This is a genomic window from Kocuria sp. p3-SID1428, from assembly GCF_025149945.1.
Lineage (GTDB): Bacteria > Actinomycetota > Actinomycetes > Actinomycetales > Micrococcaceae > Kocuria.
In genome coordinates, this window is the sequence record NZ_JALXVH010000021.1 from 1 (window position 1) to 25,478 (window position 25,478).

Annotated in this window: 19 protein-coding genes; 5 read left to right on the forward strand and 14 right to left on the reverse strand. The window is 71.6% G+C overall.

Annotation, left to right across the window (positions count from 1 at the left end; genetic code table 11):
- Window positions 1-39 precede the first annotated feature (39 nt).
- Window positions 40-1,401 carry a M18 family aminopeptidase gene (locus M3E84_RS06210; protein ID WP_259895357.1) on the reverse strand — a complete coding sequence of 454 codons (1,362 nt, stop codon included), beginning with the start codon at window positions 1,399-1,401 and terminating at the stop codon, window positions 40-42.
- A gap of 99 nt (window positions 1,402-1,500) precedes the next feature.
- Here M3E84_RS06210 and M3E84_RS06215 point away from each other — a divergent pair, with 99 nt between their 5' ends.
- Complete coding sequence (locus tag M3E84_RS06215) at window positions 1,501-1,911, forward strand: hypothetical protein (RefSeq protein WP_259895358.1); 411 nt, start codon at window positions 1,501-1,503, stop codon at window positions 1,909-1,911.
- A 100-nt stretch (window positions 1,912-2,011) separates the two neighbouring features.
- Here the strand turns inward: M3E84_RS06215 and M3E84_RS06220 are convergent, their stop codons facing one another.
- From M3E84_RS06220 to ptsP, 3 genes are all read right to left on the reverse strand, one after another.
- Window positions 2,012-3,205, reverse strand: a complete 1,194-nt coding sequence (locus tag M3E84_RS06220; RefSeq protein ID WP_259895359.1) for a CPBP family intramembrane glutamic endopeptidase — start codon at window positions 3,203-3,205, stop codon at window positions 2,012-2,014.
- Between the two features lie 259 nt (window positions 3,206-3,464).
- Entirely contained in the window at window positions 3,465-4,214 is a 750-nt protein-coding gene (locus tag M3E84_RS06225; protein ID WP_259895360.1) for a glutamine amidotransferase, read from the reverse strand.
- Window positions 4,215-4,224: 10 nt separating this feature from the next.
- Window positions 4,225-5,943, reverse strand: coding sequence for a phosphoenolpyruvate--protein phosphotransferase (gene ptsP / locus M3E84_RS06230; RefSeq protein WP_259895361.1), 1,719 nt, complete (start codon window positions 5,941-5,943; stop codon window positions 4,225-4,227).
- A gap of 128 nt (window positions 5,944-6,071) precedes the next feature.
- Between ptsP and M3E84_RS06235 the strand changes: the two genes are divergently transcribed.
- From M3E84_RS06235 to M3E84_RS06250, 4 genes are all read left to right on the forward strand, one after another.
- The gene (locus tag M3E84_RS06235; RefSeq protein WP_259895362.1) at window positions 6,072-6,923 is read left to right on the forward strand and encodes a DeoR/GlpR family DNA-binding transcription regulator; all 852 of its coding nucleotides are present in this window, start codon (window positions 6,072-6,074) and stop codon (window positions 6,921-6,923) included.
- Window positions 6,920-7,885 carry a 1-phosphofructokinase family hexose kinase gene (locus M3E84_RS06240; protein WP_259895363.1) on the forward strand — a complete coding sequence of 322 codons (966 nt, stop codon included), beginning with the start codon at window positions 6,920-6,922 and terminating at the stop codon, window positions 7,883-7,885. The genes M3E84_RS06235 and M3E84_RS06240 overlap by 4 nt, the downstream gene beginning before the upstream one ends.
- 125 nt (window positions 7,886-8,010) lie before the next feature.
- On the forward strand, window positions 8,011-10,185 hold the full coding sequence (locus M3E84_RS06245) for a fructose-specific PTS transporter subunit EIIC (protein ID WP_259895364.1): 2,175 nt from the start codon (window positions 8,011-8,013) through the stop codon (window positions 10,183-10,185).
- A gap of 60 nt (window positions 10,186-10,245) precedes the next feature.
- On the forward strand, window positions 10,246-10,515 hold the full coding sequence (locus M3E84_RS06250) for an HPr family phosphocarrier protein (protein ID WP_259895365.1): 270 nt from the start codon (window positions 10,246-10,248) through the stop codon (window positions 10,513-10,515).
- Between the two features lie 221 nt (window positions 10,516-10,736).
- On the opposite strand, the gene M3E84_RS06255 is transcribed toward M3E84_RS06250, so the two are convergent.
- From M3E84_RS06255 to M3E84_RS06300, 10 genes are all read right to left on the reverse strand, one after another.
- Window positions 10,737-12,095 carry a glycosyltransferase 87 family protein gene (locus tag M3E84_RS06255; protein WP_259895366.1) on the reverse strand — a complete coding sequence of 453 codons (1,359 nt, stop codon included), beginning with the start codon at window positions 12,093-12,095 and terminating at the stop codon, window positions 10,737-10,739.
- 84 nt (window positions 12,096-12,179) lie between these two features.
- The gene (locus M3E84_RS06260) at window positions 12,180-13,937 is read right to left on the reverse strand and encodes a metallophosphoesterase (protein WP_259895367.1); all 1,758 of its coding nucleotides are present in this window, start codon (window positions 13,935-13,937) and stop codon (window positions 12,180-12,182) included.
- Window positions 13,938-14,115: 178 nt separating this feature from the next.
- Window positions 14,116-15,414 carry a molybdopterin-synthase adenylyltransferase MoeB gene (moeB, locus tag M3E84_RS06265; protein WP_396415576.1) on the reverse strand — a complete coding sequence of 433 codons (1,299 nt, stop codon included), beginning with the start codon at window positions 15,412-15,414 and terminating at the stop codon, window positions 14,116-14,118.
- The gene (locus M3E84_RS06270) at window positions 15,399-16,445 is read right to left on the reverse strand and encodes a molybdenum cofactor biosynthesis protein MoaE (RefSeq protein ID WP_259895369.1); all 1,047 of its coding nucleotides are present in this window, start codon (window positions 16,443-16,445) and stop codon (window positions 15,399-15,401) included. Before M3E84_RS06270 ends, moeB begins: the two co-directional genes overlap by 16 nt.
- On the reverse strand, window positions 16,442-16,939 hold the full coding sequence (gene moaC / locus M3E84_RS06275) for a cyclic pyranopterin monophosphate synthase MoaC (protein WP_259895370.1): 498 nt from the start codon (window positions 16,937-16,939) through the stop codon (window positions 16,442-16,444). Before moaC ends, M3E84_RS06270 begins: the two co-directional genes overlap by 4 nt.
- A gap of 160 nt (window positions 16,940-17,099) precedes the next feature.
- Window positions 17,100-18,335, reverse strand: a complete 1,236-nt coding sequence (locus M3E84_RS06280; protein WP_311200443.1) for an MFS transporter — start codon at window positions 18,333-18,335, stop codon at window positions 17,100-17,102.
- 78 nt (window positions 18,336-18,413) lie between these two features.
- On the reverse strand, window positions 18,414-19,214 hold the full coding sequence (gene narI, locus M3E84_RS06285; protein ID WP_259895371.1) for a respiratory nitrate reductase subunit gamma: 801 nt from the start codon (window positions 19,212-19,214) through the stop codon (window positions 18,414-18,416).
- A gap of 6 nt (window positions 19,215-19,220) precedes the next feature.
- Entirely contained in the window at window positions 19,221-20,045 is an 825-nt protein-coding gene (gene narJ / locus M3E84_RS06290; protein ID WP_311200444.1) for a nitrate reductase molybdenum cofactor assembly chaperone, read from the reverse strand.
- The gene (gene narH / locus M3E84_RS06295) at window positions 20,042-21,721 is read right to left on the reverse strand and encodes a nitrate reductase subunit beta (protein WP_259895372.1); all 1,680 of its coding nucleotides are present in this window, start codon (window positions 21,719-21,721) and stop codon (window positions 20,042-20,044) included. The genes narJ and narH overlap by 4 nt, the downstream gene beginning before the upstream one ends.
- Window positions 21,721-25,458 (reverse strand): nitrate reductase subunit alpha, encoded by a 3,738-nt coding sequence (locus M3E84_RS06300; RefSeq protein WP_259895373.1) that lies wholly within the window; start codon window positions 25,456-25,458, stop codon window positions 21,721-21,723. The genes narH and M3E84_RS06300 overlap by 1 nt, the downstream gene beginning before the upstream one ends.
- Between the last annotated feature and the right edge of the window lie 20 nt (window positions 25,459-25,478).

Sequence of the window (25,478 nt, forward strand, 5' to 3'; positions counted from 1 at the left end):
TGCGTCTCGGGGCCGTCGCACGAGCACCCGGGGGTCTGCTCAGCCCAGCAGCCACTCCTGCAGGGCCGCGCCCAGCCCGTGCAGGTCCTCGACGTGGACCATCTCCCGCGCCGAGTGCATGGACAGCAGCCCGACTCCCACGTCCAGGGTGCGCATCCCCAGCCGGCCCGCCGTGATGGGGCCGATCGTGGAGCCGCACGGGACGCCGTTGTGGGAGACGAACTCCTGGACCGGCACCCCGGCGCGACGGCAGGCCAGCTGCCACTGGGCCGCGCCGTCGGCGTCGGTGGTGTAGTGCTGATCCGCGTTGATCTTCAGCAGCGGACCGCCTGCCGGGCCCGGCCGCACAGCGGGGTCGTGGTGACCCGGGTAGTTGGGGTGCACCAGGTGCCCCGCATCGGAGGACAGGCACGACGACGAGGCGATCGCCGCCCGTCGCCGATCCTCGTCCCAGCCCAGCGCCGCGCCCACGCGCACCAGCACGTCCTCCAGGAACGGCCCGGCGGCACCGGAGCGGGTGCGCGAGCCCACCTCCTCGTGATCGAAGGCCGCGAGCACGGCGATGTGCTCGGCGCCGCGCAGGTCGTCCAGGCGCGTGCTCAGCGCCTCGAGACCGGCGTGCACGGAGGTGAGGTTGTCGAGCCGGCTTGAGGCCAGCAGCTCCTGCTGCGCCCCGAACAGGCGCGGGCGCTGCGTGTCCGCCAGCACGATGTCCCAGCCCAGCAGGTCCTCGGCGCGCACCGTCTCCCCACCCTGGGAGGCGGCCTCGGCCAGTAGCGCCAGCACATCCCCGGGCTCATCGCCGCAGCCCCAGATCGGCTGGGTGTGCTGCTGCGGATCCAGGCTCAGGGACTTGTTGGCCCCGCGATCCAGGTGGATGGCCAGCTGCGGGATCCGCGCCACCGGGGCGGTGGCCACCAGACGGGACTCGGTCCCCTGCTCCGTGCGCACGGCGATCCGCCCTGCCAGGCGCAGCTCGCGATCCAGCCACGAGTTCACGAGCGGACCGCCGTAGATCTCCACGCCGGCCTGCCACCACCCCGAGCGCCCTGTGCTGGGGCGCGGCTTGAGCTTGAACGACGGCGAGTCCGTGTGCGCTCCGACCACCCGGAACCCGGCTCGGCCTCCCAGGGACTCCGGGGTCACCCAGGCGATCAGGGCGCCGTCGCGCACCACGTACGACGGCTGCCGGACGTCGTCGCCGGACCAGGCCTCGCGCTCGTCGAGCCGGTGGAAGCCCGCGGCCTCGAGGCGCCGCGCCCCCTCGGCCGCGGCGTGGAAGGAGCTCGGCGAGGCCATCACGTATCGGGCGAGGTCCTGGGCGGTGCGCCCGGCCGGCGACTGCGACCACTCGGGGTCGGCGGGGATCTGGGGACTGTGCTGAGCATGCGTGTCGACCATGCGCCCCAGTGTAGGGAGGGGCCTCGCCGCCGCAGGGGCGCTGCCGTCGAACTTCGAGACGGTGGCCGTTCTGCGGGCCGGAGCCTGTAGGTTCGCTGTATGACACACGCGGCCCCGGAGGCCCCTCCGAAGACCGCCTCCCCTGAGCTCCCCGTCGGCGGCACAGGACGGGGCCCCTCGATGGGGCTCACGGCTCTGGTCCTCGCGCTGACGACCCTGGTGCTCTCCACGTTCTGCGCGGCCTTCGTGGGCGTGGTGCTGATCGAGGCGCAGGAGTTCAGCGACGGCACCTGGGCCGGGATGCCGCGCACCTTCCAGGTCAAGACCTCCGCGCTGCTGGCAGCACAGGCGGCCTGCGGCCTCATGGGCCTGGTGGCGATGGCCGTGGGCGCGACGGCCTTCCTGCGTCGACGCGGGCGCGGGGCGGCCCGGATGGCCATGATCGTGGCGGGGCTGGGGCCCTTGGTGGCCTGGGGGACCTGGAGCGCCGCCTCGAGCGTCGCCGCCTGAGCTCCCGCCTCGACCGGCAGCGCCGAGCCGGCACGCCGGCCCCGATCACGCCCGAGACGCACCCCCGCCCCTCTTCCTGCAGGTGCGGGGATGCGGCCGTCTAGTGCCTCGACCGCTCCGATGGAGACGCCGTGGGCACCGACTGCTGCGGCTGTCCGTGCGCGGGTGCCGCAGGCTGCCCGACGGGGGTGCCCGGTGTCTGCCGACTGACCGGACCGGTCGGCCCTGCTTGCCCGCCGGCGCGCCAGGCGCCCAGCATGTCGGCGATCTCCGCGGCGGCGGGCAGCTCGCGCACCCCGGCGGCATCGAGGCCGGTGAAGCGCTCCCAGTCCCGACGCGCAGGCTCCGGCCACACGGCGCTGCGTCGGGTCACGGCCAGCCCCCGCCGCTTGGCGATCCAGATCGCCACGAAGCCGAAGGCGATCTGCAGCGCCGCGCTGGAGACGAATCCGAACCAGCCCACGGAGGCGGCCTGCGCCTCGGGGTCGTAGGGCATGAACAGCAGGACCACCGTGGCGAAGAGGTTGTTGACGATGTGCAGCGAGATCGCAGCCTCGAGTCCGCCGGTGCGCCAGGTCACCCACCCGGCCACGACGGCCATCATGCCGACCGAGAGCTGACCCCAGATGTCGTAGAGGTGCCCGAGCATGAACAGCGGTGCGGGCAGCAGGATCGCGAACAGGGGGTGGCGCAGCCAGCGGCCGAGCATCTGGGCCAGATAGCCGCGGAACACGACCTCCTCGGCGGTGCACTGGACGGGGACGATCAGCAGCGCCAGGATCAGCGAGAGCCACCACCACGGCTGCGGCTCGAAGACGACCGCCTCCTCCTGCGGGTCCAGCCAGCCCAGCAGCGCCCCGAGCCCGAGCTGGACGGCGGCATAGAGCACGATGGCCACCACGGCGGTGATCAGCAGGTACGTCCAGCGGATCCGTCCGGTCACCGACCAGATCAGCCCGAGCGGCTTGGGGCGCATGACCCAGCGGGCGAACAGCGCGATGGGCAGCCAGATCGCGACCGAGCCGAACAGCAGCACGAGCAGCCACGGGTCCGCCATGTTCATCTGTGTGGGGTCCCCGGTCATGAACGAGTCCGCGACCCCCGGCCGGAAGAGGAAGATCCCCAGCAGGAGCACGAGGGTGAAGACGATGCTCGCCCCGAGATACAGTGCGCCGCTGAGCGCCCCTTCGATCAGCGGGGCCCAGGGGCGGTGCCGGTGATCGGCCAGGGCGAGCCGGTGGTACGGCAGATCGCGGACCTGCGCGCCCAGCGGCAGCCGACGCTCTGCTGACACCGCGGCCGCCTGTGCAGCAGCACCCGGGGCGGACGGCCCCGGCGCCGCCCAGGGAGAGGTCTGCGCTGGAGCCGCCCGGGGCGGCTGCGGGGCGGGAAGATCGCTGCTCATGGACACCACGGTATCCATTCGGGACGACGACGCCCTCCCCCTGGAGGACGGCTCTGCCCGCGACAGTGCTCCTGCGCGAGGACGATGCCGCAGACCGCAGCATGACGCCGCAGCACGGCGGCCATCGCCGTGCTGCGGCTTGTGGCCCTCAGCGCGCGAAGACCTCCGCGAAGCGGGCCAGCAGGCGCCGCGGCTGATCGGCCCGGGGCCCGTCGATCACCCGACGACGCACCTCCTCCGCGTCCTCCGGACGGAAGTACCCGTGGTGCTTATAGGCATCGATCCGGCTCAGCAGGGCGGTGTCGTCCAGCTCGGGATGGAACTGCGTGGCCCAGGCCCGCTGGCCGACGCGGAACATCTGCACCGGGCACTCTTCGCCGGTGGCCAGCAGCACCGCCCCCTCCGGCAGATCGCGCACGGCCTCCTGATGCCCCACGTACCCCCAGAAGGTCTCCGGCAACCCCTCCAGCAGGACGTCCCGGGAACCCTCCTCGGTCACGGTGACGCGGATGGGCCCGACGCCCTCGGCGTAGGTGCCGTCCACGACTCCGCCCTGGTGCACCCCGAGCGTGCCCACGCCGTAGCAGGCCCCGAAGAACGGCACGTTCTGGTCCATCACGCGGTCGAGCAGCTCGCCCAGGTCCTTCTCCACGCGGACCTGCACCTCGGTCTTCTCCGCCTGCGGCGTCGAGGTCGTGAACGGCGAGCCGCCCACGAAGATCCCGGAGAGCTCCCCCAGGTCCAGCTCCCGCAGCTCACGGGCGGCCTCCGGGCCCACCTCCAGGCGCAGCTGGCGCAGCTGATCTGGCTGCAGCCCCGTGAAGCGCAGGAAGGTCTCGAGCTCCTCCTCGGCGATCGAGTCCTCCGGGCGGGTGGAGATCAGGAGGAACGGCTTCACCTGCGCCGCCTCAGCCCTGAGCGCCGGACAGAGCGGCCGAGGCGGCCTCGCGAGCGGCCTCCGGCGAGGCGGCCTGCACGGCGGCCTCCGCGGCGCGCTTCATCTGCTCGTCCGTGGCCTCGCCGAGCTTCACTCCGACGGCTGCCAGAGCCGGAGCCGCCGCCGACAGGGAGGTGATGCCCATACCGATCAGGACGCATGCCAGCAGGGGGTCCGCAGCGGCCTCGCCGCACACGCCCACGGGCTTGCCGGCGCGCTGGCCCGCCTGCGCGGCCATCTGCACCAGCTTGAGCACGGCGGGCTGCCACGGATCGGTGAGCTGGGCCAGGCCCGAGGCCATGCGGTCGGCGGCCATGGTGTACTGCGTGAGGTCGTTGGTGCCGATCGAGAAGAAGTCCACGTGCTCGAGCAGCTGATCGCCCAGCAGGGCTGACGAGGGGACCTCGATCATGACACCGGGCTTGAGGCCGCGCTCGCGGCACAGGTCGCCGAACCAGCGGGCCTCCTCCACCGTGGCGATCATGGGGGCCATGACCCATGGCTCAGCCCCGGAGCCCTCCGCCGCCGCCGCGATGGCGTCGAGCTGGCGGGTCAGGACGCCGTCGTCGTCGAAGGCGATGCGCACACCGCGCACGCCCAGCGACGGATTGGGCTCATCCGGCATGGTCGCAAAGGCCAGCGGCTTGTCCGAGCCGGCATCCAGCGTTCGCACGACCACCTTGGAGCCGTCGAAGGCATCGAAGACCTCACGGTAGAGGTCGGCCTGCTCCTGGACGGTGGGCTCGGACTGGGCCTTGAGGAAGGACAGCTCGGTGCGGAACAGACCCACGCCCTCCGGCAGGCCGGTGCCCACGGCGGTGCGGGCTCCTGCGCCGTCCTGGACGTTGGCCAGCAGCTGGATGCGGGTCCCGTCCGCACTGACCGCCGGGCCGATCCAGGTGCGGATGCGCGCCAGGGTCTCGGCGGACTCGGCGGCCCGCGCGGCGGCGGAGTCCGCCTCCGGAGCCAACTCGATCACGCCGGACTCGCCGTCGACCAGGATCAGCTGGCCGTCCTGGATCTGCCGCAGCTCGGAGCCCGCACCCACCACGCAGGGGATGCCGAACTGACGGGCGATGATCGCAGTGTGGCTGGTCTTGCCGCCCAGCTCGGTGACGATGCCCTGCACGAGCTCGGGCTTGAGCCCCGCGGTGTCCGCGGGGGCGAGGTCGTCGGCCAGCAGGATGATCGGCTCGGCCGGATCCGGCACGCCGGGCTCCGGCTCCCCGCGCAGCTCGGCGATGACGCGGTCGCGGATGTCCTTCAGATCGGTCGTGCGCTCAGCCATGAGGCCGCCGATCTTCTCGAACTTGGCCACGAACGTGTCCGTGGCGCGCACGGCAGCCAGCTCGGCGGATGCTCCGGAGTCGATCTGCTTGCCGACGGCGCGGCGCCAGCCCTTGTCCGTGACCAGCGCCGCGGTGGCACCCAGGACCTCGGCGGCATGGCCCTCCGCACGCTGCGCCCGAGCATCCAGGCGGCCGGCGACGGTGGCGGCGGCGATGTCGAAGCGCTCCTTCTGCGGCTCGCGATCGGCCTCCGGGACCTCCGGGCCATCGCTGGGCAGCGCCGGGCGGGGGCGGACCCACATGGCGGGACGGGCCGCGACGCCGGCGACGACGCCGATGCCCGTCAGGTCGGCCTGCGGGGCCTCGGCAGCGGCAGAGTTCAAACGGGCATCTTCGGACATGACGGTCGCTCCTCATCATCGAGTCGCTGGAACCGCGCGGACATGCGCGGGCGAGCACCTGTTAGACGCATTCTAGTGAAGCAGGACACAGATTGACAATCAACGCACCCGGGCACGATCATGAACAAATGGGCGTAAGGAACATCACAGAGCACTCGCTCTCGGAGAGCGTGGAGCCGGATGCCGGGCAGTCCCTCTTCGCACCCGAGCGCAGACAGGCGATCTCCCAGCGGGCCGCGGTCCAGGGCCGCGTCTCCGTGACCGAGCTTGCCGCGCAGTTCGCGGTCGCCCCCGAGACCATCCGGCGCGACCTCGATGTCCTGGAGCGGCAGGGCCGCATCCAGCGGGTGCACGGAGGAGCCATCCCTCCCCTGGGGCGCAACGGCCGCGAGGCAGCCGTCGACGACCGCCGGGCCACCCGGATCGAGGCCAAGACCGCGATCGCCCGCGCGGCCATGGGGCACCTGCCCCCGGCGCACGGCTCCGTCCTGCTGGACGGCGGAAGCACCACGGGCTGCCTGGCCGCCGCCATGGCCGCCGCAGCGCGTGAGGGAGCACTGGATCCCATGACAGTCGTGACCAACTCCCCGAGCGCCGGCGTGGAGCTCTCCCACGCCCGCGATGTCGAGGTCCTCCTGCTGAGCGGGCGCCTGCGCCCGGTCACGGAGACGGTCGTGGGGGCCCAGACCAATGCGCTGCTGGGCTTGATCTCGGCCGACGTCGCCTTCCTGGGCTCCAACGGGCTGTCCGCGCAGTTCGGGCTGACCACCCCGGACGCGGAGGAGGCCGCCGCCAAGCGCCTGATGGCCGCACGGTCCCAGCGCGTGATCGCCCTGGTCGACTCGACCAAGTTCGGCGCCGAGCACCTGTGCACGTTCGCCGAGCTCAACGCGATCGACGTCCTCATCACCGACGCCCCACCGCCCAGTGCCCTTGCCGAAGCCCTGAACCGAGCAGAGATCGAGGTCGTGATCGCATGATCGTCACCTTCACCGCCAGCCCCAGCATCGACCGCACCGCGGCGCTGACCGCCCCGCTGGAGCGCGGCGGCGTCAACCGCATCGACACCGTGGACGACGGCCCCGGAGGAAAGGGCATCAACGTCTCCCGCGCCCTGGCCCTGGCCGGCACGCCCACCCTGGCGGTGCTGCCCGCAGCCGGCGGCGACCCGCTGCTGACCGCCCTCGCCCAGGCGGATGTGGCCCATCGAGCCGTGGACGTCGCCGGACGCGTGCGCACCAACATCACGCTGAGCGAGCCCGACGGCACCACCACCAAGATCAACGAGCCCGGGGCGCTGCTGGATGACGACGCCCAGCAGGCCTGCCTGGCCGCGGTCCGCGATGCCGTCTCGCCCGGCGACTGGGTGGCCCTGTGCGGCTCCCTGCCCCCGGGCCCGTCGCAGGACTGGTACGCGCAGCTGATCACGCAGCTGCGCGGGACCGGCGTGCGGATCGCCGTGGACACCTCGGACGCCCCGCTCGTGGCGCTGTCCGAGCAGCTCGAGACCGCCGCCCCGGACATCCTCAAGCCCAACGGCCTCGAGCTCGGCCAGCTCGTGGGCGATGACGGACTGGCGATCGAGGCGGCCGCCGACGACGGCGACTTCCGGCCCGCCGCACTCGCCGCCCGCAAGCTCGTGGAGCGCGGCGTCGCCGAGGTGCTGGCCACGCTCGGCGGCGCCGGGGCCGTGCTGGTCACCGCCGAGGGCGCCTGGTGCGCCACGCCGCCGCCCATCACCCCGGTCTCGACCGTGGGAGCCGGCGACTCCTCGCTGTCCGGGCTGCTGATCGCCCACACGGAGGGCCTGGCCCCGGCCGAGCGGCTGCGCCGGGCGGTGGCCTACGGCTCCGGCGCCACCGCGCTTGCCGGCACCGGCGTCCCCTCCCCCGAGCAGATCGACCTCGACGGCACCACGGTGACCGAGCTGCCGCTGGACTGAAGCGGCCCCTTCCAGACCTCCCCCTGCATCCGCAGCGGATGCATGATCCCCGCGGTCGCCGTCCGGAGTCCCCCGGCGGCGAGCACCACCGAGCGGCCCATGGCCGCAGCATCGAAGGACAGGACATGTCAGAGAACGCACCGCTGATCACAGCCGACCTGGTCTCGCTCGACCAGGACCTCGGCTCCGAGAAGACCAAGGTCATCACCCGCATGGCCGGAGTCGTCGCCGCCTCCGGCCGGGCGGACTCCGCAAAGGGGCTCGCCGGGGATGCCCTGGCCCGCGAGGAGCAGTCCGCCACGGGCCAGCCCGGCGGCATCGGCATCCCGCACTGCCGCTCCGCGCACGTGCAGACCACCTCGCTGGCCTTCGCCCGCCTGCCCAAGCCCGTGGACTTCGGCGCCAAGGACGGCCCCGCGGATCTGATCTTCCTGATCGCCGCCGCCGACGGCGAGGGCCAGGCACACCTCAAGGTGCTGTCCAAGCTCGCTCGGGCCATGGCCCGCAAGACCTTCCTGTCCGCGCTGCGCGAGGCGCAGTCGGCCGAGGAGGTCGTGGCGATCGTCGAGGAGGTGCTGGCCCCCAAGCCCAAGCCGGCCACCGATCAGCTCGACGCGGCACCGGCCCCCGGTGGCAGCACGGCCAACGGATCCTCCGACCCCCAGTACGGGGGCGCCGCCGCAGCCCCCGCAGGAGCCGGTGCGGCCGGTGCGGCAGCCGTCGGCGACGGCTCCGGACCCGATGCCCCCGCCAAGCGCCGCCTGGTGGCCGTGACCTCGTGCCCCACCGGCATCGCCCACACCTACATGGCGGCCGAGGCACTCGAGCAGAAGGCCGCCGAGATGGGCCACGAGCTCGTCGTGGAGACCCAGGGCTCCTCCGGCGGCACGCCGCTGAGCCAGGAGCAGATCGATGCCGCGGACGCCGTCGTCTTCGCCGTGGGCGTGGGCGTGCGCGACCGCGAGCGCTTCGGCGGCAAGCCGGGCGTGGAGGCCGGTGTGAACGTGGGCGTCTCGGACCCTGGGGGCCTGATCACCAAGGCGCTGGCCGCAGCCGATGACCCCAACGGCCACCGGATCGCCGGAGGCGGCGGCTCGGGCGGCGAGTCCGCCGGCGCGGGCCAGAGCGGCACGAGCTGGCCGCGGCGCATCCAGCAGGCGCTGATGACCGGCGTGTCCTACATGATCCCGTTCGTCTCCGCGGGCGGTCTGCTGATCGCGATCAGCTTCCTGCTCGGCGACGCCGGCATCGCCAACGTGTCCGGCGACATCGTGGCGAACAGCAGCCTGTCCAACCTGCCCAGCGCCGCCGACTACTCGGATGTCGCCATCCGCGGCGACGGCCTGTGGCTCTACCTGGCGGCCGTGCTCAGCGTCGTCGGCGGCATGGCCATGACGTTCCTGGTCCCGGCGCTGTCGGGCTACATCGCCTATGCCCTCGCCGGTCGCCCCGGCATCGCCCCGGGCTTCGTGGGCGGCGCGATCGCCGTGGCGCTGAACGCCGGCTTCATCGGAGGCCTGGTCACCGGTCTGATCGCCGGCCTGATCGCCATGTGGATCGCCTCGATCAAGGTGCCCCGCTGGCTGGCCGGGCTCATGCCCGTGGTCATCATCCCGCTGGTCACCACGCTGATCGTGGGCCTTCTGATGTACCTGCTGCTCGGCGCTCCGCTGGCCGCACTCATGACCGCCCTGCAGAACGGGCTGTCGTCGATGTCCGGCTCCTCCGCGATCCTGCTCGGCGTGATCCTCGGCCTGATGATGTGCTTCGACCTGGGCGGGCCGGTCAACAAGGCCGCCTACCTCTTCGGCACCGCGGGCCTGTCCGCCGGCGGCGAGGCGAACCAGATGATCATGGCCGCCGTCATGGCCTCCGGCATGGTCCCGCCGCTGGCGCTGGCCCTGTCCACCACGGTGCGCGGCAAGCTCTACAGCGAGGCCGAGCGCGAGAACGGCCGCTCCGCGTGGCTGCTCGGCGCGGCCTTCATCTCCGAGGGCGCCATCCCGTTCGCGGCGGCCGACCCGCTGCGCGTCATCCCCTCGATGATGGCCGGCGGCGCGGTCACGGGCGGACTGATCGCGGCGCTGAACGTCACGCAGAACGCTCCCCACGGCGGCATCTTCGTGATCGGCACGATCGGCAACCCGCTGGGCTTCCTGATCGCGCTGGTCGCCGGTGTGGTGTTCTCGGCCGTGATCGTCACGCTGCTGAAGACCCAGCGCCAGCGCGCTCTGATGGTCCGGGCGCAGGCCGAGGCCCAGTCCGCAGATGCGCCCACGACGCAGACAGCCGCGGTCTGAACCGCCTAGGCTGAGGACACCACGAGAAGCGGTGCGAGGACGCACCCGTCAGGAGGAAGCATGCCCAGCAAGAAGGTCATCGTCGGCTCGGCCGTCGGTCTGCACGCCCGTCCCGCAGCGATCATCTCCGAGGCCGCCGGTGAGTACGACGACGAGATCCTGATCGGCCTCGTGGCCGACCCGGACGAGGAGCCGGCAGACGCCTCGTCGTCGCTGCTGATCATGGCCCTGGGTGCTGAGAAGGGCACCGAGGTCGAGGTCTCCTCGGACAACGCCGAGGCCGTCGAGAAGATCGCCGGGCTGATCGAGCAGGATCTCGACGCCAGCTGATCCGCCTCCTCCCGCAGAACCGGGAGCGGACATGAGGACCCCCGCAGCCGCCTGGCTGCGGGGGTCCTCCGCTGTGCGCGTCCGTCGTCGCGCCACCGCACGCTCCCGCCCGCACCTACGTGCCTGGACGCCCGTCAGCGACCCCGGAGCGCACTTGCGCACGTAGGCGCGAGGAAAGAGGGGCTGGGGCAGAGACGCGCGAGGTGATGGCCGCGGGCGGGTCAGGCGGCCGGGACCTGGGCGGCAGGGCCTGCGAGGCGGCCCCGTCGGGCCGTGACGACGACGGCCGCGGACCAGGTCAGCAGCAGGACGAACAGGATCAGGTAGGGGATGACCCAGATGGTCTCGGCGGCATGCAGATGCACGCCGAAGAGGTCGACGATCCACAGCCCGCGCATGGGACCGATATAGGCGCCCACGAGCCAGATCCACGCCATGACCTGCGCCGGCATCCGGAACCGCCCGCGCAGGACATGCGGGAAGGCCTCGGTGAACAGCGCCACGGCGATCACCGGGTAGTAGACCTGGTGATGCGACCAGGAGATCGGCGACATGAACAGCATCACGAGCGCGTTCAGGGAGATCGCCGAAAGGGTCATCCCCCGGCGCAGCAGCGGCGGCAGCGCCACGGCCACCGCGATCAGCATGATCAGCACCAGCACATAGCGGATCGGGTCCACCGCCTCGGCGGGGACGCCCGTCTTGATGAGCACGCCGGTCAGCGCAGTGTTGTCGATGTACTTGATCGAGCCCACGCGATCGGACGAGGAGACGGAGTCGGTCCAGAACTGGATCGAGTCCCGGTACAGGACCAGGAAGCCCAGACCGACGGTGGCCGCGAAGGTGAGACCCATGGCGAGGATCGCCTTGAGGTTCTTCCCCATGAGGAAGATCAGGCCGAAGGCCAGGGGCGTGAGCTTGATGCCGGCGGCGATGCCGATCAGCACGCCGCGCGGGATGAAGGCCACCGCGTTCTCCAGGCGGCTGCCGGTGCCATCGGTGCGGCGCACGAGGTCCAGGAAGATCAGGGCGAAGAGCAGGATGTTGACCTGCCCGAGCGAGATCGTACGGATCCAGGGGCCGCAGAACAGGATCACCGCAGTGATCAGCGCAATCGAGGCCGACGAGCCCAGCGCCCGCGTCCAGGGCAGGGGGCGTCCACGGCGCTCGGCGACGGCCAGCAGGCTGCGCCCCAGCACGAACGCGCCCAGAACGTCCAGGCCGAGCAGCAGGAAGCGCGTGACGTCGAACGGGATCCAGGCCAGGAGCCCGAACAGCAGGGCGGCGAACGGCGGGTAGGTGAACGGCAGGGTGTCCCCGCCCCAGGGCACCGGGAACTCGAGGTCGTAGAGCGGCTGAGCACGGGTCTCGGGATGAGCGACCCATTGGGCGCCCATGTCGTAGACCATGAGGTCCAGCGATCCCTCGATCACGAGCTTGACGGCCCAGGCCAGCACTGCCACCAGTGCGATCCAGGCCAGAGCTCTGCCCCAAGCGGGGCCGTCGCCAGAGCGGGGCGCGGGTGCGGCGCGATCAGCGGCATGCGCGACGGCGGCGCTGGAGCGGGCAGAGGAAGACAACCGGACCTCCTGGACGGTGGGTGCGGCCCCGGGCGGGACCGGACCAGGGTAGCCCTCGGGCCATGGAAGCCTCGAGGGATCGGCTCAGCCGCGCCGAAGCGTGCGCCGGACCACGCTCACCGCCAGCGCGCCCGCGGCCCCGAGCACCATCCCCCAGCGGTCCGGGCGCACCAGGCCGTGGGCGTCCTGAGCCGGGGTCAGCTGCGGGCCTCGCTGCACGCCGAGGTGCTGGGTGCGCAGCCGCGTGGTCCGCGTGCGCAGCGACACCGGCAGAACCAGCTGATGCGGATCGGCCCACGGGGTCTGCCCGCCGGCAGCGGCCCCGGCGGAGGCCCCGGGGTCCCACGGAGCCGGTCTGTCGGGCGCCCCGAGTCGAAGCCGCTCGAGCTGCTCGACAGGGGCGTGGGCGTCGGGATCGAAGCTGTCGAGCACGGGCGAGTACGTGCTGATGCGCATCTCGCCGTCGGCCGCACGGAACTGCAGCAGGCGCACGAACCCGGTCCGGGCCTCCCCGCGGGGATCACCGTCATCCCGCGGCTCCCGCAGCCGGTGGGCCTGGTAGTCGGCCAGCACCGCGGTGCTGGGGTGGGCCGGGTCCGAGCGATCGATGTTCCACCCGGTGCCGGAGACGTGGCCGCTGAGCACGAGCACCACGTTGGCGTTGCGCGAGACCAGGCGCTCCTGGAGGCGGACGCCGTCGTCGGGACCGAAGCTGCGCGGTCCGCCCCAGGGCGCACCGGAGCCGTCGGGCCGTGTGCCGGCGTCCAGGAAATGGTGGGTGCACAGGATGGCGTCGCGGTCGGAGTGGTTCTGCAGGACGGTGTCGGCCCATTCGATCTGCTCGTCGTCGACCCCGTAGCCCAGGTGCAGCATCAGCAGACGCGTGCCGCCGATCTCGAGCAGGTCGTAACGGCAGCTGCTGTCCTCCGGCCGCCAGGTGCCGCCGCGCACCGTCTCCGCGCCCTCGAAGGCGCTCGGGCGCTGCGGAGGCCGCCGCTGTGGGCCGAACCAGGTGTTGTAGAGGCTCAGCTCGGGGGCGCCGCCGTCGTCCTGGTCATCGGAGCCCCACCGGTTATCGTGATTGCCCGGCAGGACCCCGCAGGGCACGCCTGCCTGCTCGATCGCCTCGATCATCTCGCTGGCCACGGCGAACTCGGCCTCGGCCGTCGAGCGGCGGTCCCACCACCAGCACCAGTGCTGCACGAGGTCGCCGGTGTGCACCGCATAGGCGATCTTGCGCGGACCCGCGTTCCGGGCGACCCAGTCCGTGAGGGCCGCGATCGAGTCTCGGAAGCGCTCAGCCCGCTGTGGGTCGCGGGTCTGGGCCGCACCCTCGGCCAGGTGCTGGGTGTCGCTGATGTGCAGGATCGCGAAGTCGTAGTCCTCGGACTCGGCGAAGCCCGGCTCGGCGCCGCGCACGGGCGCCGCGAAGTCGTCCTGGGCCAGGACCAGCAGGTGCGCCATGACCGGGTGGCCGTCCTCGTCCGGGTGCAGCAGCTGCGGTTCGAGCGCCGCCGTCAGCTCGAGCGGCTCGCGCTGCCCGCGGCCCTCGCTCTGCTCGAGCAGCCGCCATGAACCGGCCTCGTCAGGCTCCTGGGCCCACAGCGACACCGTGCGGCCCTGCGGTGCGCTGCCCGACCAGACGGCCTGGGCCGCTCCGGAGGAATCCAGGCGCACGGTGGCGCGCAGGTAGGGCATCGCGTGGGTCTGCGCGCTGTCCAGGCCGGCACCGCCGGCGTTCTGGACCGTCTCCGCCGCGGCTTCCCGCTCCTGATCCGCCTCCAGCTCGAAGAGCTCGGAGTCCGGGCGCAGCGCCGTGGTCCCCAGTCGCACCTGCTGCACGCGGCCCGACGAGCGTCGGCGAGGTCGGTTCCGGGAGCTCTCGGGCGAGATCATCGGCACTAGTTCCCCTGTGTCCTCTCGGAGGCAGCGCATGGCGCAGCGCCGCCGCGGCACGATCCTGTCACCCCGGGGTGAACTGCGAGTGGCCGTCGTCCGACGGATCGCTGAGCCGTTGTGCTCAGTCGCCGGTCGTGGGCAGGCCCTCGCCGCTCCACGACGACATGCCGCCGGCCAGGTGCCGGAGTCGTCGAGCCCGCCCCGCCGCGAGATCCGCCGCGCGCAGGCGCTCGAGGGCCTGCGCTGAGCGCGCACCGGCCTGGCACAGGAGGATGACCTCGTCCGCGCCGTCCAGCTGATCCGCCGCGGCGCCGGCCGGCTCCGGTGCACCGGCTTGCCGGAGGAACTCGCCCAGCGGCATGAGCCGCGCGCCGTCGATCCGGACGAGCCGGTGCTCCCAGGACTCGCGCACATCCACCAGCTCGAACGACGCCTGCCCCGCCGCCCGCTGCGCCAGCAGATCGCGCAGCTGCTCGGGGGTCACCAGATCCGGGTCCGACGACGGTCGCCCCGGCTTCCCCGCAGCGCGGCTCGCGGCGCACTGGGCCGGATCCGCGAGCGCCCCTGCCGCCTCCTCGGGCCCCGGATAGCCGTCGCGGGCCGGATCGGCGAAGGGCGAGATCCGTGTCACCGCGATAGCGTCTTCGGCACGGCGCAGCGGCAGCTGCCGCCAGGTTCCGTCGAGGCCGTCGCAGACCGAGACCCTCCCCAGCAGCGGGGAGCCGGTGCCCATGACCAGTTTCATGGCCTCCATGGCCATGCTCGCCCCGAGCATCCCCGGCAGCGCGCCGAGCACGCCGGCCTCCGCGCAGCTGGGCACCGAGCCGGGCCGCGGCGGCACGGGGTGCAGGTCCCGATATGTGGGCCCGTGCTGGGCCCAGAATACGCTGAGCTGCCCGTCGAAGCGCAGGATCGAGGCCCATACATGGGGGATCGCAGCGATCTCGCACGCGTCCGAGACCAGATACCGGGTGGCGAAATTATCCGAGCCGTCGAGCACCAGATCGCACCCGGCCACGAGCTGCGCAGCGCTTGCGGCATCCAGGCGCCGGCGGTGCTGCACCACCTGCACATCCGGATTCAGCTGCCGGATCCTCGCGGCGGCGGAGGCCGCCTTGGCCTGTCCCACGGTCTCGACGCCGTGGATCACCTGGCGCTGGAGGTTGGACAGCTCCACGATGTCGTCGTCGACGATCTCCAGCGTCCCCACGCCCGCGGCTGCCAGGTACAGCAGCGCCGGGGAGCCCAGCGCCCCGGCACCCACGCACAGCACCCTGGCCGCGCGCAGCCGACGCTGGCCGAGCTCGCCGATCTGCGGGACGCGCAGATTGCGGGCGTAGCGGCGCAGCTGCTCCGGGCTCAGCTCGGGGCCGGGCTCGACGAGCGGCGGCAGCACGGACGCGCTCACAGGTTCACCCACTGCTTGCCGCCGTCGCCCAGGTGCTGCTCCTTCCAGATCGGCACCCGGGCCTTGATGAGATCCACGAGCTCGTCGCAGGCTTGGAAGGCGATCTTGCGGTGAGAGGCGCCCACCGCGACCTCCATGGCCGTCTCCCCCACCGTCAGATGCCCGATCCGGTGGGCTGCAGCGATCCGCAGGCCCGGGTGCGTCTCGGCGATCTCCCGGCAGGCCCCGCGCAGCGCATCAGCGGCCTGCGGGTGCCCGGTGTAGTCCAGGGAGACGACGCCGCGGCCGCCGTCGTGATCGCGCACGATGCCGCTGAAGCCCACGACGGCCCCGACCGTGGACGCGGCGACCGCCGCTCGCAGGCCCGCGGGATCCAGCGGCTGATCGCTCACCCGGCAGTCCACGATCGTCGACGGCGCCAGGTCGGCGGGGTGGTCCCCCTGCTGACCGGAGGGCTGGAAGCCGCCCTGCGGTCGCGTGTGCCCGGCCTCCCGGTCTCCCTCGAGCTGGTGCAGGATGTGCTCGAGCAGCGGGATGATCACGGCCATGCCGTCCTTGACCCCGCCGCGGGAACCGGGGAGGTTCACCACGAGCGTGCGCCCGCTGACCCCGGCCAGCCCGCGCGAGAGCACGGCGGTGCGCACGTGCTGCAGCCCCTCGGACCACAGCGCGTGGACGAGCCCGGGCAGCTGCATGTCCAGCAGCTCGGCGGTGATCTCCGGGGTGCGGTCATCGGCCATCATCCCGGTGCCGCCGGAGGTCACGACCAGGTCCGGGCGCTGCCGCTCCGGCAGCTCGCGCAGCAGCCGGTGCAGCTGCCGGCGCAGAGGCTCGCCGTCGGCCACGACGACGGGCTCCGGGCACTCGATCCCTGCCCGTCGCAGCGCCTCGACCCCGGCCGGACCGGCGGTGTCCTGATAGGTGCCCGCGGCCGCGCGGGTCGAGGCCACGACGACCACAGCCCGGCGCGGCGGCAGGTGCGGATCCCGCTCGCCCCAGGCACGGGCGCGGCCCGACTCGCTGCTCATCGACTCTGCGCTCATCCGTGGGAGTCCTCTCGCGTCCAGTCGCCGGACTTGCCGCCCGACTTGGCCAGCACCCGGATCCCGCCGATCTCGGCCTGCTTGTCCACGGCCTTGATCATGTCGTAGAGCGTCAGCGCCGCCACCGAGACGGCCGTGAGCGCCTCCATCTCCACGCCGGTGACGCCGCGGGTGCGCACCGTGGCCAGCAGGCGCACCGAGTCCTCGCGGCGCTCGAAGTCCACCGCGGCCTTGGCGATCGGCAGCGGGTGGCACAGCGGGATGAGCTCCGGGGTGCGTTTGGCGGCCATGATGCCCGCGATCCGCGCCGTGGGCAGGGCATCGCCCTTGGGCAGCTCAGCCGCGAAAATCATCTCGATCACCTCGGCTCTGGTGCTCAGCACGGCCTCCGCGGTGGCCTCCCGGGAGGTCTCGGCCTTGGCGGAGACGTCGACCATGTGGGCGGAGCCGTCCGCACGGACGTGGCTCAGGCCGCTGGGCGGGATCTCGGGCATGGAGTCCTCCTGGGATGGGGTGTCGAAATGAGAGTCGGAAGGGCGTCGTGCGTCCACGGTACGGCGACCGGACGACGACCCAGCAGGTCGCCCGGCCCGCCCCGGAACCTGGGCGGACCGGGCGGACGAGGCGGGCCTGCGTGCGCCCGGCAGCAGCGGCTCAGGCCGCCGTGCGCTCGTCCACCCTGCCGCCGTTGCGCAGCACGAGGGCCACGAGCAGCCCGAGGAGGCAGAAGGCCGTCAGCAGCATCAGCCCCAGGAAGTAGGAGTTGTGCTCCGGGTTGTAGGTGGCGCCCATGACCAGCGGCGGGAAGTAGCCGCCCAGGCCGCCCGCCGCGGCGATCACGCCGGAGACGGTGCCGACGGTGCGCGCATCCGAGGCGCGGGAGACCCAGGCGAAGACACCGCCGGTGCCCAGCCCCAGGAAGACGGCCATGATCAGGAACAGCGGACCGTAGACGAACTCGTGCGCGGGCTGGAAGGCGACCACGGCCGCCAGCGCGGCGGTGCCGATGTAGGAGGTCAGCGACACCGTCTTGGGGCCGAGCTTGTCGGCCAGCGTGCCGCCGATCGGGCGGGCGATGACCGCGGCGAGAGCGAACCCGGCGGTGCGGGTGCCTGCGGCGGTGGGGTCGTAGTCGTACACGTTGCCCAGGTAGGTGGGCAGGTAGTTCGAGAAGGCGACGAACCCGCCGAAGACGATCGCGTACATGAAGCACAGCATCCAGGTCTCCTTCAGCGCGAAGGCGGCCCGCAGCTTGGGCATCATGGGCGTGGGCTCCAGCCCGCGACGGGTGGGCGATTCGCGCAGCGCGATCCAGCTGATCGCCGCCATGGCGGCCACCAGCACCGCGATCAGGATGTGGGCGCCCATGTAGCCCATCCCGGCGACGATGCGCGGTGTCACGAAGGCGGAGACCGCGGTGCCGACCATGCCCGCGCCGAACACGCCGGTGGCGAAGCCCTTGCGGTGGGCCTCGTACCAGGCGGAGCAGAAGGGGATGCCGATCGAGAACACGGTGCCGGCGATGCCCAGGAAGAAGGAGACGAGCACGAGCAGCCCGAAGCTGTTGAGCTGGCCCACGATCGCGGTGAGCAGCACCAGCGGGGCCGTGATGCCCAGGACGGCCGTGAACATCACGCGTCCGCCGTAGCGATCGGTCAGCGCGCCCACCGGGACGCGGGCCACCGAGCCGACCAGGATCGGCATGGCCACCAGGACCGAGGTCTGCCCGGCGCTGAGGTCCATGGCCTCCGAGTAGCGCGAGGACAGCGGCCCGATGATGGTCCAGGCCCAGAAGCCCATGACCGAGGCCAGGGTCGCGATGATCAGGTTGCGGGTCTGGCCGGCTCTCATCTCGGTCTCGACGGAGGCCTGGTTCTCGACAGCGGACATGGCTGATCTCCTGAAGGGGTCGTGGCCGCGCTCGGCGCGACGGGAGGGTGTGCAGTGGGGCCCGGGGTCAGGCCCGTCTCAGCGGCGTCCGGAGGATGTCGGCTGGCGCTTGGGCCGCGAGGCGGACGACGTCGCCCGGTCCTGCGTGCCGATCGGGTCCCAGCCGCGTCGGACCGGGGTGTGTCCGGGGGTGCGGCCGCGGTCGCGGGAGCGGTAGATGATGTACGGCCGGAAGAGGTAGTGCACCGGCGCCGTGAACGCGTGGATCAGGCGGGTGAACGGCCAGGCGATGAACAGCGCGAACGCGAAGAGCACGTGCACCTTGAACGACGGCGACGACGCGGCCATGGCCCCGATGTCCGGCTGCAGGATCCAGATCGAGCGGAACCACGGGGAGACGGTCTCGCGGTAGTTGACCACCGAGTCGTCGAAGACCGAGATCAGCGTGGTCGCCACACCCGCCAGCAGGGCCGCCACCAGCAGGACGTACATCATCTTGTCGTTGTTCGTGGTGGCCATGAAGACCGGCCCGGTGGTGCGGCGGCGGTAGATCAGCAGGGCCAGGCCCACCAGGGTGCCGATGCCCGCGAACATGCCGATCGTCAGCGCCATGATGTGGTACATGTGCTCGGACACCCCGGCGTAATCCGTCCACGACTTGGGGATGACCAGGCCCACGATGTGCCCGATCAGCACCGCCAGGATCCCGAAGTGGAACAGCGGCGAGGCGATCCGCAGCAGTCTGCCCTCGTAGAGGGACGACGAGCGGGTGGTCCAGCCGAACTGGTCGTACTTGTAGCGCCAGATCGTGCCGCCGATGAAGATCAGCAGCACCACGTAGGGAAGCACTCCCCACAGCAGGATGTCGATGAGGTTCATGCGGTCTCAGCCCCTGGAGCTCGTGGAGGCGGCGGCCTCGCGTCGATGGGTGGGTGTGCAGCCGGCGGCGCGAGCGGCCGAGGGGTGGCTCGCCGGATCCACGGGCACGGCCCCGGCGGCCCCGCCCGTCATCCCGGAGGCCGAGGAGTCGGACAGCGGGAGCAGGCGCGGGTCGAACGGCTGCAGGCCCACGGTCTCCGTGGGCGGGCCGTAGCCGGCCATGCGCATCACGGCATCGCGGTCCTCCGGGGAGGGCCCGGGCAGCGTGGTGCACACGAGCTCGATGATCCCCAGGTGCGGGAGGCCGTCGTCCTTCAGCGCCAGGCGCAGCAGCTCGAGGGAGGGCCGGTAGCGCTGCAGCAGCTCGGCGCCGTCGTCGGGGGCCACGAGCGCTGCGAACTCCAGGACCACCGGGAGGTGATCGGGCAGCTCGGAGTCGTCCAGGCGGAACCCGTGCTCGGCGTAGAGCTGCTTGAACGACAGCAGCGACTCGCCGCGGCGGCGGGTGTCGCCGTCGGTCCAGTACGTGAGGTGCAGGCTGTGTCGGCGCGAGAGGTCGTACTCCTGGACCCAGTCGCCCTGGATCTCGGGCAGCGGCTTGGAGAGCATCCACTGCTCGAGGCGGTCAACGGGCGCCGGATCCACACCGACCTCCTGCAGCGCGGCGCGGATCTGCGGGATCCGCCCGAGCAGCTCCCGGTCCGGGTAGCCCAGCAGCAGCGCTGCCGACTGGCGTACCACGGCGGAGCGCTGCGGGTCGGGGTCGCGCCACGGCGCGGTCTCGACGGTGCCCTTGCCGCCCAGGCCGAAGATCTTGGCCAGCAGGCTCATGACCCGTCTCCCTTCGATCCGGACGAGCGCTGCGGGAACAGCCCGTACGGGGTGCCGTTGCCGTCCCAGTTCAGGAGGTTCACGCGCCCCGACATCTCGGTGGCCCCTGCGGGCGCCTCCGCGGTCTGGCGCGCCTTGAGGGCGGCGAAGTTCTCGACCGCCACCGGGGTGGGACGCCCCGAGGCCTCGCCCAGTCCGCCCATCTGGCCCATGCCCGGGCCGCCGTCGCCGTCCAGGGAGCAGCCCATCTCCTCGAGGTTGTGGGCGTCCTCGGTATGCGCGGCGGGGATGACGTAGCGCTCGGAGTACTTGGCGATCGCCATGAGGCGGTACATCTCGTACATCTGCGCACCGGTCATGCCCACCGCCTGGGCGATGGACTCATCGGCCTGGTCCCCCAGGGTGATGTCGCGCATGTAGGAGCGCATGGCGGCCAGCTTGCGCAGCACGTCCGTGATGATGTCCGTGTCCCCGGCCGTGAACAGCTCGGCCAGGTACTCCACGGGGATGCGCAGCGAGTCGATCGCCCCGAACAGGACGTCGAGATCCTGGCCGTCGTGGCCTTGCGCGGACAGCAGGTCGACGATCGGCGACAGCGGCGGGACGTACCAGACCATCGGCATGGTGCGGTACTCGGGGTGCAGGGGCAGAGCCACCCGCAGCTCCTTGGCCAGCTTGTAGACCGGCGACTTCCGGGCGGCGTCCATCCAGTCCTCGGGGATGCCGTCGGCGCGGGCCTGGCGCTGGACCTCTGGATCGTTCGGGTCGAGCATCAGGTCGAGCTGGGCCTCGTAGAGGTCCTTCTCATCCGGGGTCGCGGCGGCCTCGGTGACGCGGTCGGCGTCGTAGAGGAAGATGCCGATGTAGCGCATGCGGCCGACGCAGGTCTCGGCGCACACGGTGGGGATGCCGACCTCCACACGGGGGTAGCAGAACGTGCACTTCTCGGCCTTGCCGGTCTTGTGGTTGTAGTAGATCTTCTTGTACGGGCAGCCGGTGATGCACTGGCGCCAGCCGCGGCACTGGTCCTGATCGACCAGCACGATGCCGTCCTCGGCGCGCTTGTAGATCGCCCCCGACGGGCACGCCGCCATGCAGGACGGGTTCAGGCAGTGCTCGCAGATCCGCGGCAGGTGGAACATGAAGGTCTTCTCGAAGTCCAGCTTGATGCGGTCCTCCGAGTCGCGGCGCAGCTTCTGCAGCACCGGGTCCTGGGCCTCCGTGGCCTCGACGCCGCCCAGGGAGTCGTCCCAGTTGGCCGACCACTCGACCTTGGTGTCCGCACCGGTGATCAGCGACTTGGGCTTGGCCACCGGGAAGTCGTCCGAGGCCGGGGCCGCCACGAGGTTCTCGTAGTCGTAGGTCCACGGCTCGTAGTAGTCGTCCAGGTGCGGCTGCACGGGGGAGGCGAAGATGCCGAAGAGCTTCTGCAGGCGATTGCCCGACTTGAGCTGCAGGTTGCCGCGGCGGTTGAGCTTCCAGCCGCCGCGCCACTTCTCCTGGTCCTCGTAGCGGCGCGGGTAGCCCTGCCCGGGACGGGTCTCCACGTTGTTGAACCAGACGTACTCGGTGCCGGCGCGGTTGGTCCACGCCTGCTTGCACGTCACGGAGCACGTGTGGCACCCCAGGCACTTGTCGAGGGTCATGACCATCGCGGTCTGAGCCATGATGCGCATCAGTACTGGACCTCCTGCGAGCGCTTGCGGACGACCGAGGTGACATCTCGGTTGTTGCCGGTGGGGCCGTGGTAGTTGAAGGCCCAGGACTGCTGGGCGTAGCCGCCCACCATGTGGGTGGGCTTGAGCATGATCCGAGTGACCGAGTTGTGAATGCCGCCGCGGCGGCCGGTGGCCTCGGACTTGGGGACGTCGATCGTGCGCTCCTGCGCGTGGTGGACGAAGACCGCTCCGGCGCGCATGCGGCTGGTGACGATCGCCCGTCCGACGAACACGCCGTTGGTGTTCACGCACTCGACCCAGTCGTTGTCCTTGACCTGGATCAGCGCGGCGTCCTGGTCCGACATCCACACCGACGTGCCTCCGCGCGAGAGCGAGAGCATGAACAGGTTGTCCTGGTACTCGGAGTGGATGGACCACTTGTTGTGCGGGGTCAGGTAGCGCACGGCCACCGACAGCTCCCCGCGCTCGCCGAGCCTCGGCTCGCCGAACAGCGCCGCATTGTTCAGCGGCGGGCGGTAGGTGGGGAGGTTCTCCCCCATGTCCGACATCCAGTCGTGGTCCAGGAAGAAGTGCATGCGCCCGGTGAGCGTGTGGAACGGCTTGAGGCGCTCGATGTTCACCGTGAACGGGGCATAGCGCCGCCCGCCGGTCTCCGAGCCGGACCACTCCGGGGAGGTGATGACCGGTACCGGGGCGGCCTGGGTGTCGGCGAAGGTGATCTTCTTCTCCTCCGAGCCCAGCGCGAGGTCGTGCAGCTGCTTGCCCACGCGCTTCTCGAGGGTCTTGAAGCCCTGTACCGCCAGTTCGCCGTTCGTGGTCCCGGACAGCGCCAGGATGGCCTCGGCCATGCGGGCGTCGGTCTCGAGCGCGGGACGGCCCTCGGCCGCTCCGGAGTCGAAGACGCCGTGCTTGCGCCCCAGCGCTGCGACCTCGTGGCCGACGTCGAAGGTGATGTTCTTAGTGGTCAGACCCAGCTTGTCCGCCAGCGGGCCGAGGGCCACGAACTTCTGGCCGATAGCGGTGTAGTCGCGCTCGACGACCTTGAGGTTGGGGAAGTTCTTCCCCGGCACCGCGGGCAGGTCCGTGCCGCGCCACTCGGGCACGTGCCCGCCGGGCTGGTTGATCTGCCCCGGGGTGTCGTGGGTGATCGCGGTGGCCACCAGGTCGTGCCGGGTGTCCAGGCGGCCCTTGGCCAGGCGGGCGACCTCGTCCGCGAGCAGCCGGAACAGCTCATGATCCGTCTTGGCCTCCCACGGCGGGGTGATCGCCGGGTTGAAGGCGTGGACGTACGGGTGCATGTCCGTGGAGGAGAGGTCGAACTTCTCGTACCAGGTGGCGGCCGGGAACACGACGTCGGAGAGCAGCGTCGAGGACGTCATGCGGAAGTCCGCCGAGACCAGCAGGTCGAGCTTGCCCTCCGGGGCCTGCTCGTGCCAGGCGACGTCGCGCGGCTTGTGGTCCACGTGGTCCCGGCCCAGCACATTGTGGTGCGTGCCCAGTAGGTGCTTGAGGAAGTACTCCTCGCCCTTGGCGGAGGAGCCCAGCAGGTTCGAGCGCCACAGCACGAGCGTGCGCGCCCAGTTCGCCTCCGCGTCCGGGTCCTCGACCGCGAACTGCAGCTTGCCGGCCTTGGCCTGATCGGCGACCCACTGGCCCTCCGATTCGGCATCCCCGCGCTCGACGGCAGCCGCTGCGGCGTCGGCGACGTCGAGCGGGTTCTGTGTGAACTGCGGATAGAACGGCATCCAGCCCAGACGCGTGGACTGGGCCACGACGTCGGCGGTGTGCATGCCGTCCAGGTGGCCCTTGGCCAGCGGCGACTGCAGGTGCGCCGAGGAGTGGCCGTCCTGGCGGAACTGGTCGGTGTGCATGTACCAGAACGCCGTGCCGATCATGAACCGCGGCGGGCGCGACCAGTCCGAGGCCGAAGCCATGGTGGCCCAGCCGGTGATGGGTCGGGCCTTCTCCTGGCCGACGTAGTGCGCCCAGCCGCCGCCGTTGCGGCCCTGGCAGCCGCACAGCATGAGCATGGCCAGGATCGCGCGGTAGGTGACATCGCCGTGGTACCACTGGCACAGCCCGCCGCCCAGGATGATCATGGAGCGCCCGCCCGAGCGCTCCGCGTTGGCGGCGAACTCGCGGGCCACCCGGATCGCGGCCTCGGCAGGCACGGAGGAGATCGCCTCCTGCCAGGCCGGGGTGTAGGCGGTCTCGGCGTCGTCGTAGCCTCCCGACCACTGCCCCGGCAGGCCGTCGCGTCCGACCGCGTACTGGGCGAGCATCAGGTCGAAGACCGTGGTGACGGTGCGCCCGGCGACCGTGCGCACGGGCACACCGCGGCGGACCACGGAGCCCTCCCCGGTGTCGTCGACGAAGGCCGGCAGCGAGATCTCCGCGGCCGTCCCGTCCCAGTCGCCCAGATCCATGATCGACAGCGCCGGATCGTGGCCCTCGAGGTCCAGGTTCCAGTCGCCCTCGTCCTGGGCGTTGTAGCGGAAGCCCATGGAGCCCTTGGGGATGAAGGCCTCGCCCGTGGCGCGTTCGAGCATCACGGTCTTGAACGCGGGATCGGCCTGATCGGAGCCCAGGTCCTCGGCGGTGACGAACTTGCCCGGGACCACCTGGCCGTCGTCGCCGGTGACCAGGGTGACCAGGAACGGCAGGTCCGTGAACTGCTTGACGTAGTCCTCGAAGAACGGGGTGCGCTTCTGCACGAAGTGCTCCGTGAGGATGACCTGGCCCATGCTCATGGCCAGCGCGGCATCGGAGCCGGGCTGGGCGGGCAGCCACTCGTCGGCGAACTTGGTGCTGTCCGCGTAGTCCGGGGAGACTGAGACGACCTTGGTGCCGCGGTAGCGCACCTCCGCGACCCAGTGGGCATCCGGGGTGCGGGTCACCGGGATGTTGGAGCCCCACATCATGAGGTAGGTGGCATCCCACCAGTCCCCTGACTCCGGGACGTCCGTCTGATCGCCGAAGACCTGCGGCGAGGCGACCGGCAGATCGGCGTACCAGTCGTAGAAGCTGTTCATCACGCCGCCGATGAGATTGATGAACCGGGCGCCGGCGGCGTGGGAGACCATGGACATGGCCGGGATCGGCGAGAAGCCGACGCAGCGGTCCGGGCCGTAGGCGCCGATCGTGTGCACGTGGGCCGCGGCTGTCATCTCGAGGGCCTCCTGCCAGGACGCGCGCACCAGTCCGCCCTTGCCGCGGGCCTGCTGGAACTCCCGGCGCTTGGCAGGGTCGCCCACGATCGAGGCCCAGGCCGCCACGGCGTCGCCGCCGTGGGCCTCGCGGGCCTGGCGGTACATCTCGAGCAGCACGCCGCGGACATATGGATAGCGCACGCGCGTGGGCGAGTACGTGTACCAGGAGAAGGCGGCGCCGCGGGGGCATCCGCGCGGCTCGTACTCGGGGCTGTCAGGACCCACCGAGGGGTAGTCCGTCTCCTGGGCCTCCCAGGTGATGATCCCGTCCTTGACGTAGACCTTCCATGAGCACGACCCGGTGCAGTTCACGCCGTGGGTCGAGCGCACGACCTTGTCGTGGCTCCAGCGGTTGCGGTAGAAGGAGTCGCCCGTGCGGCCGCCCTCCCGGAACTCGGCGCGGCCGTCCGCGGTCTGCTCGCGACGGGTGAAGAAGCGGCCGGTCTTCAGCAGCGCCTGGCTGGCGGGGCCGTCGACGCCTGCGGCGTGGGCAGTATGCGCTCCGGAAGTCGTATTCGTGCTCATAGCTCGAGGCTATCGACGAG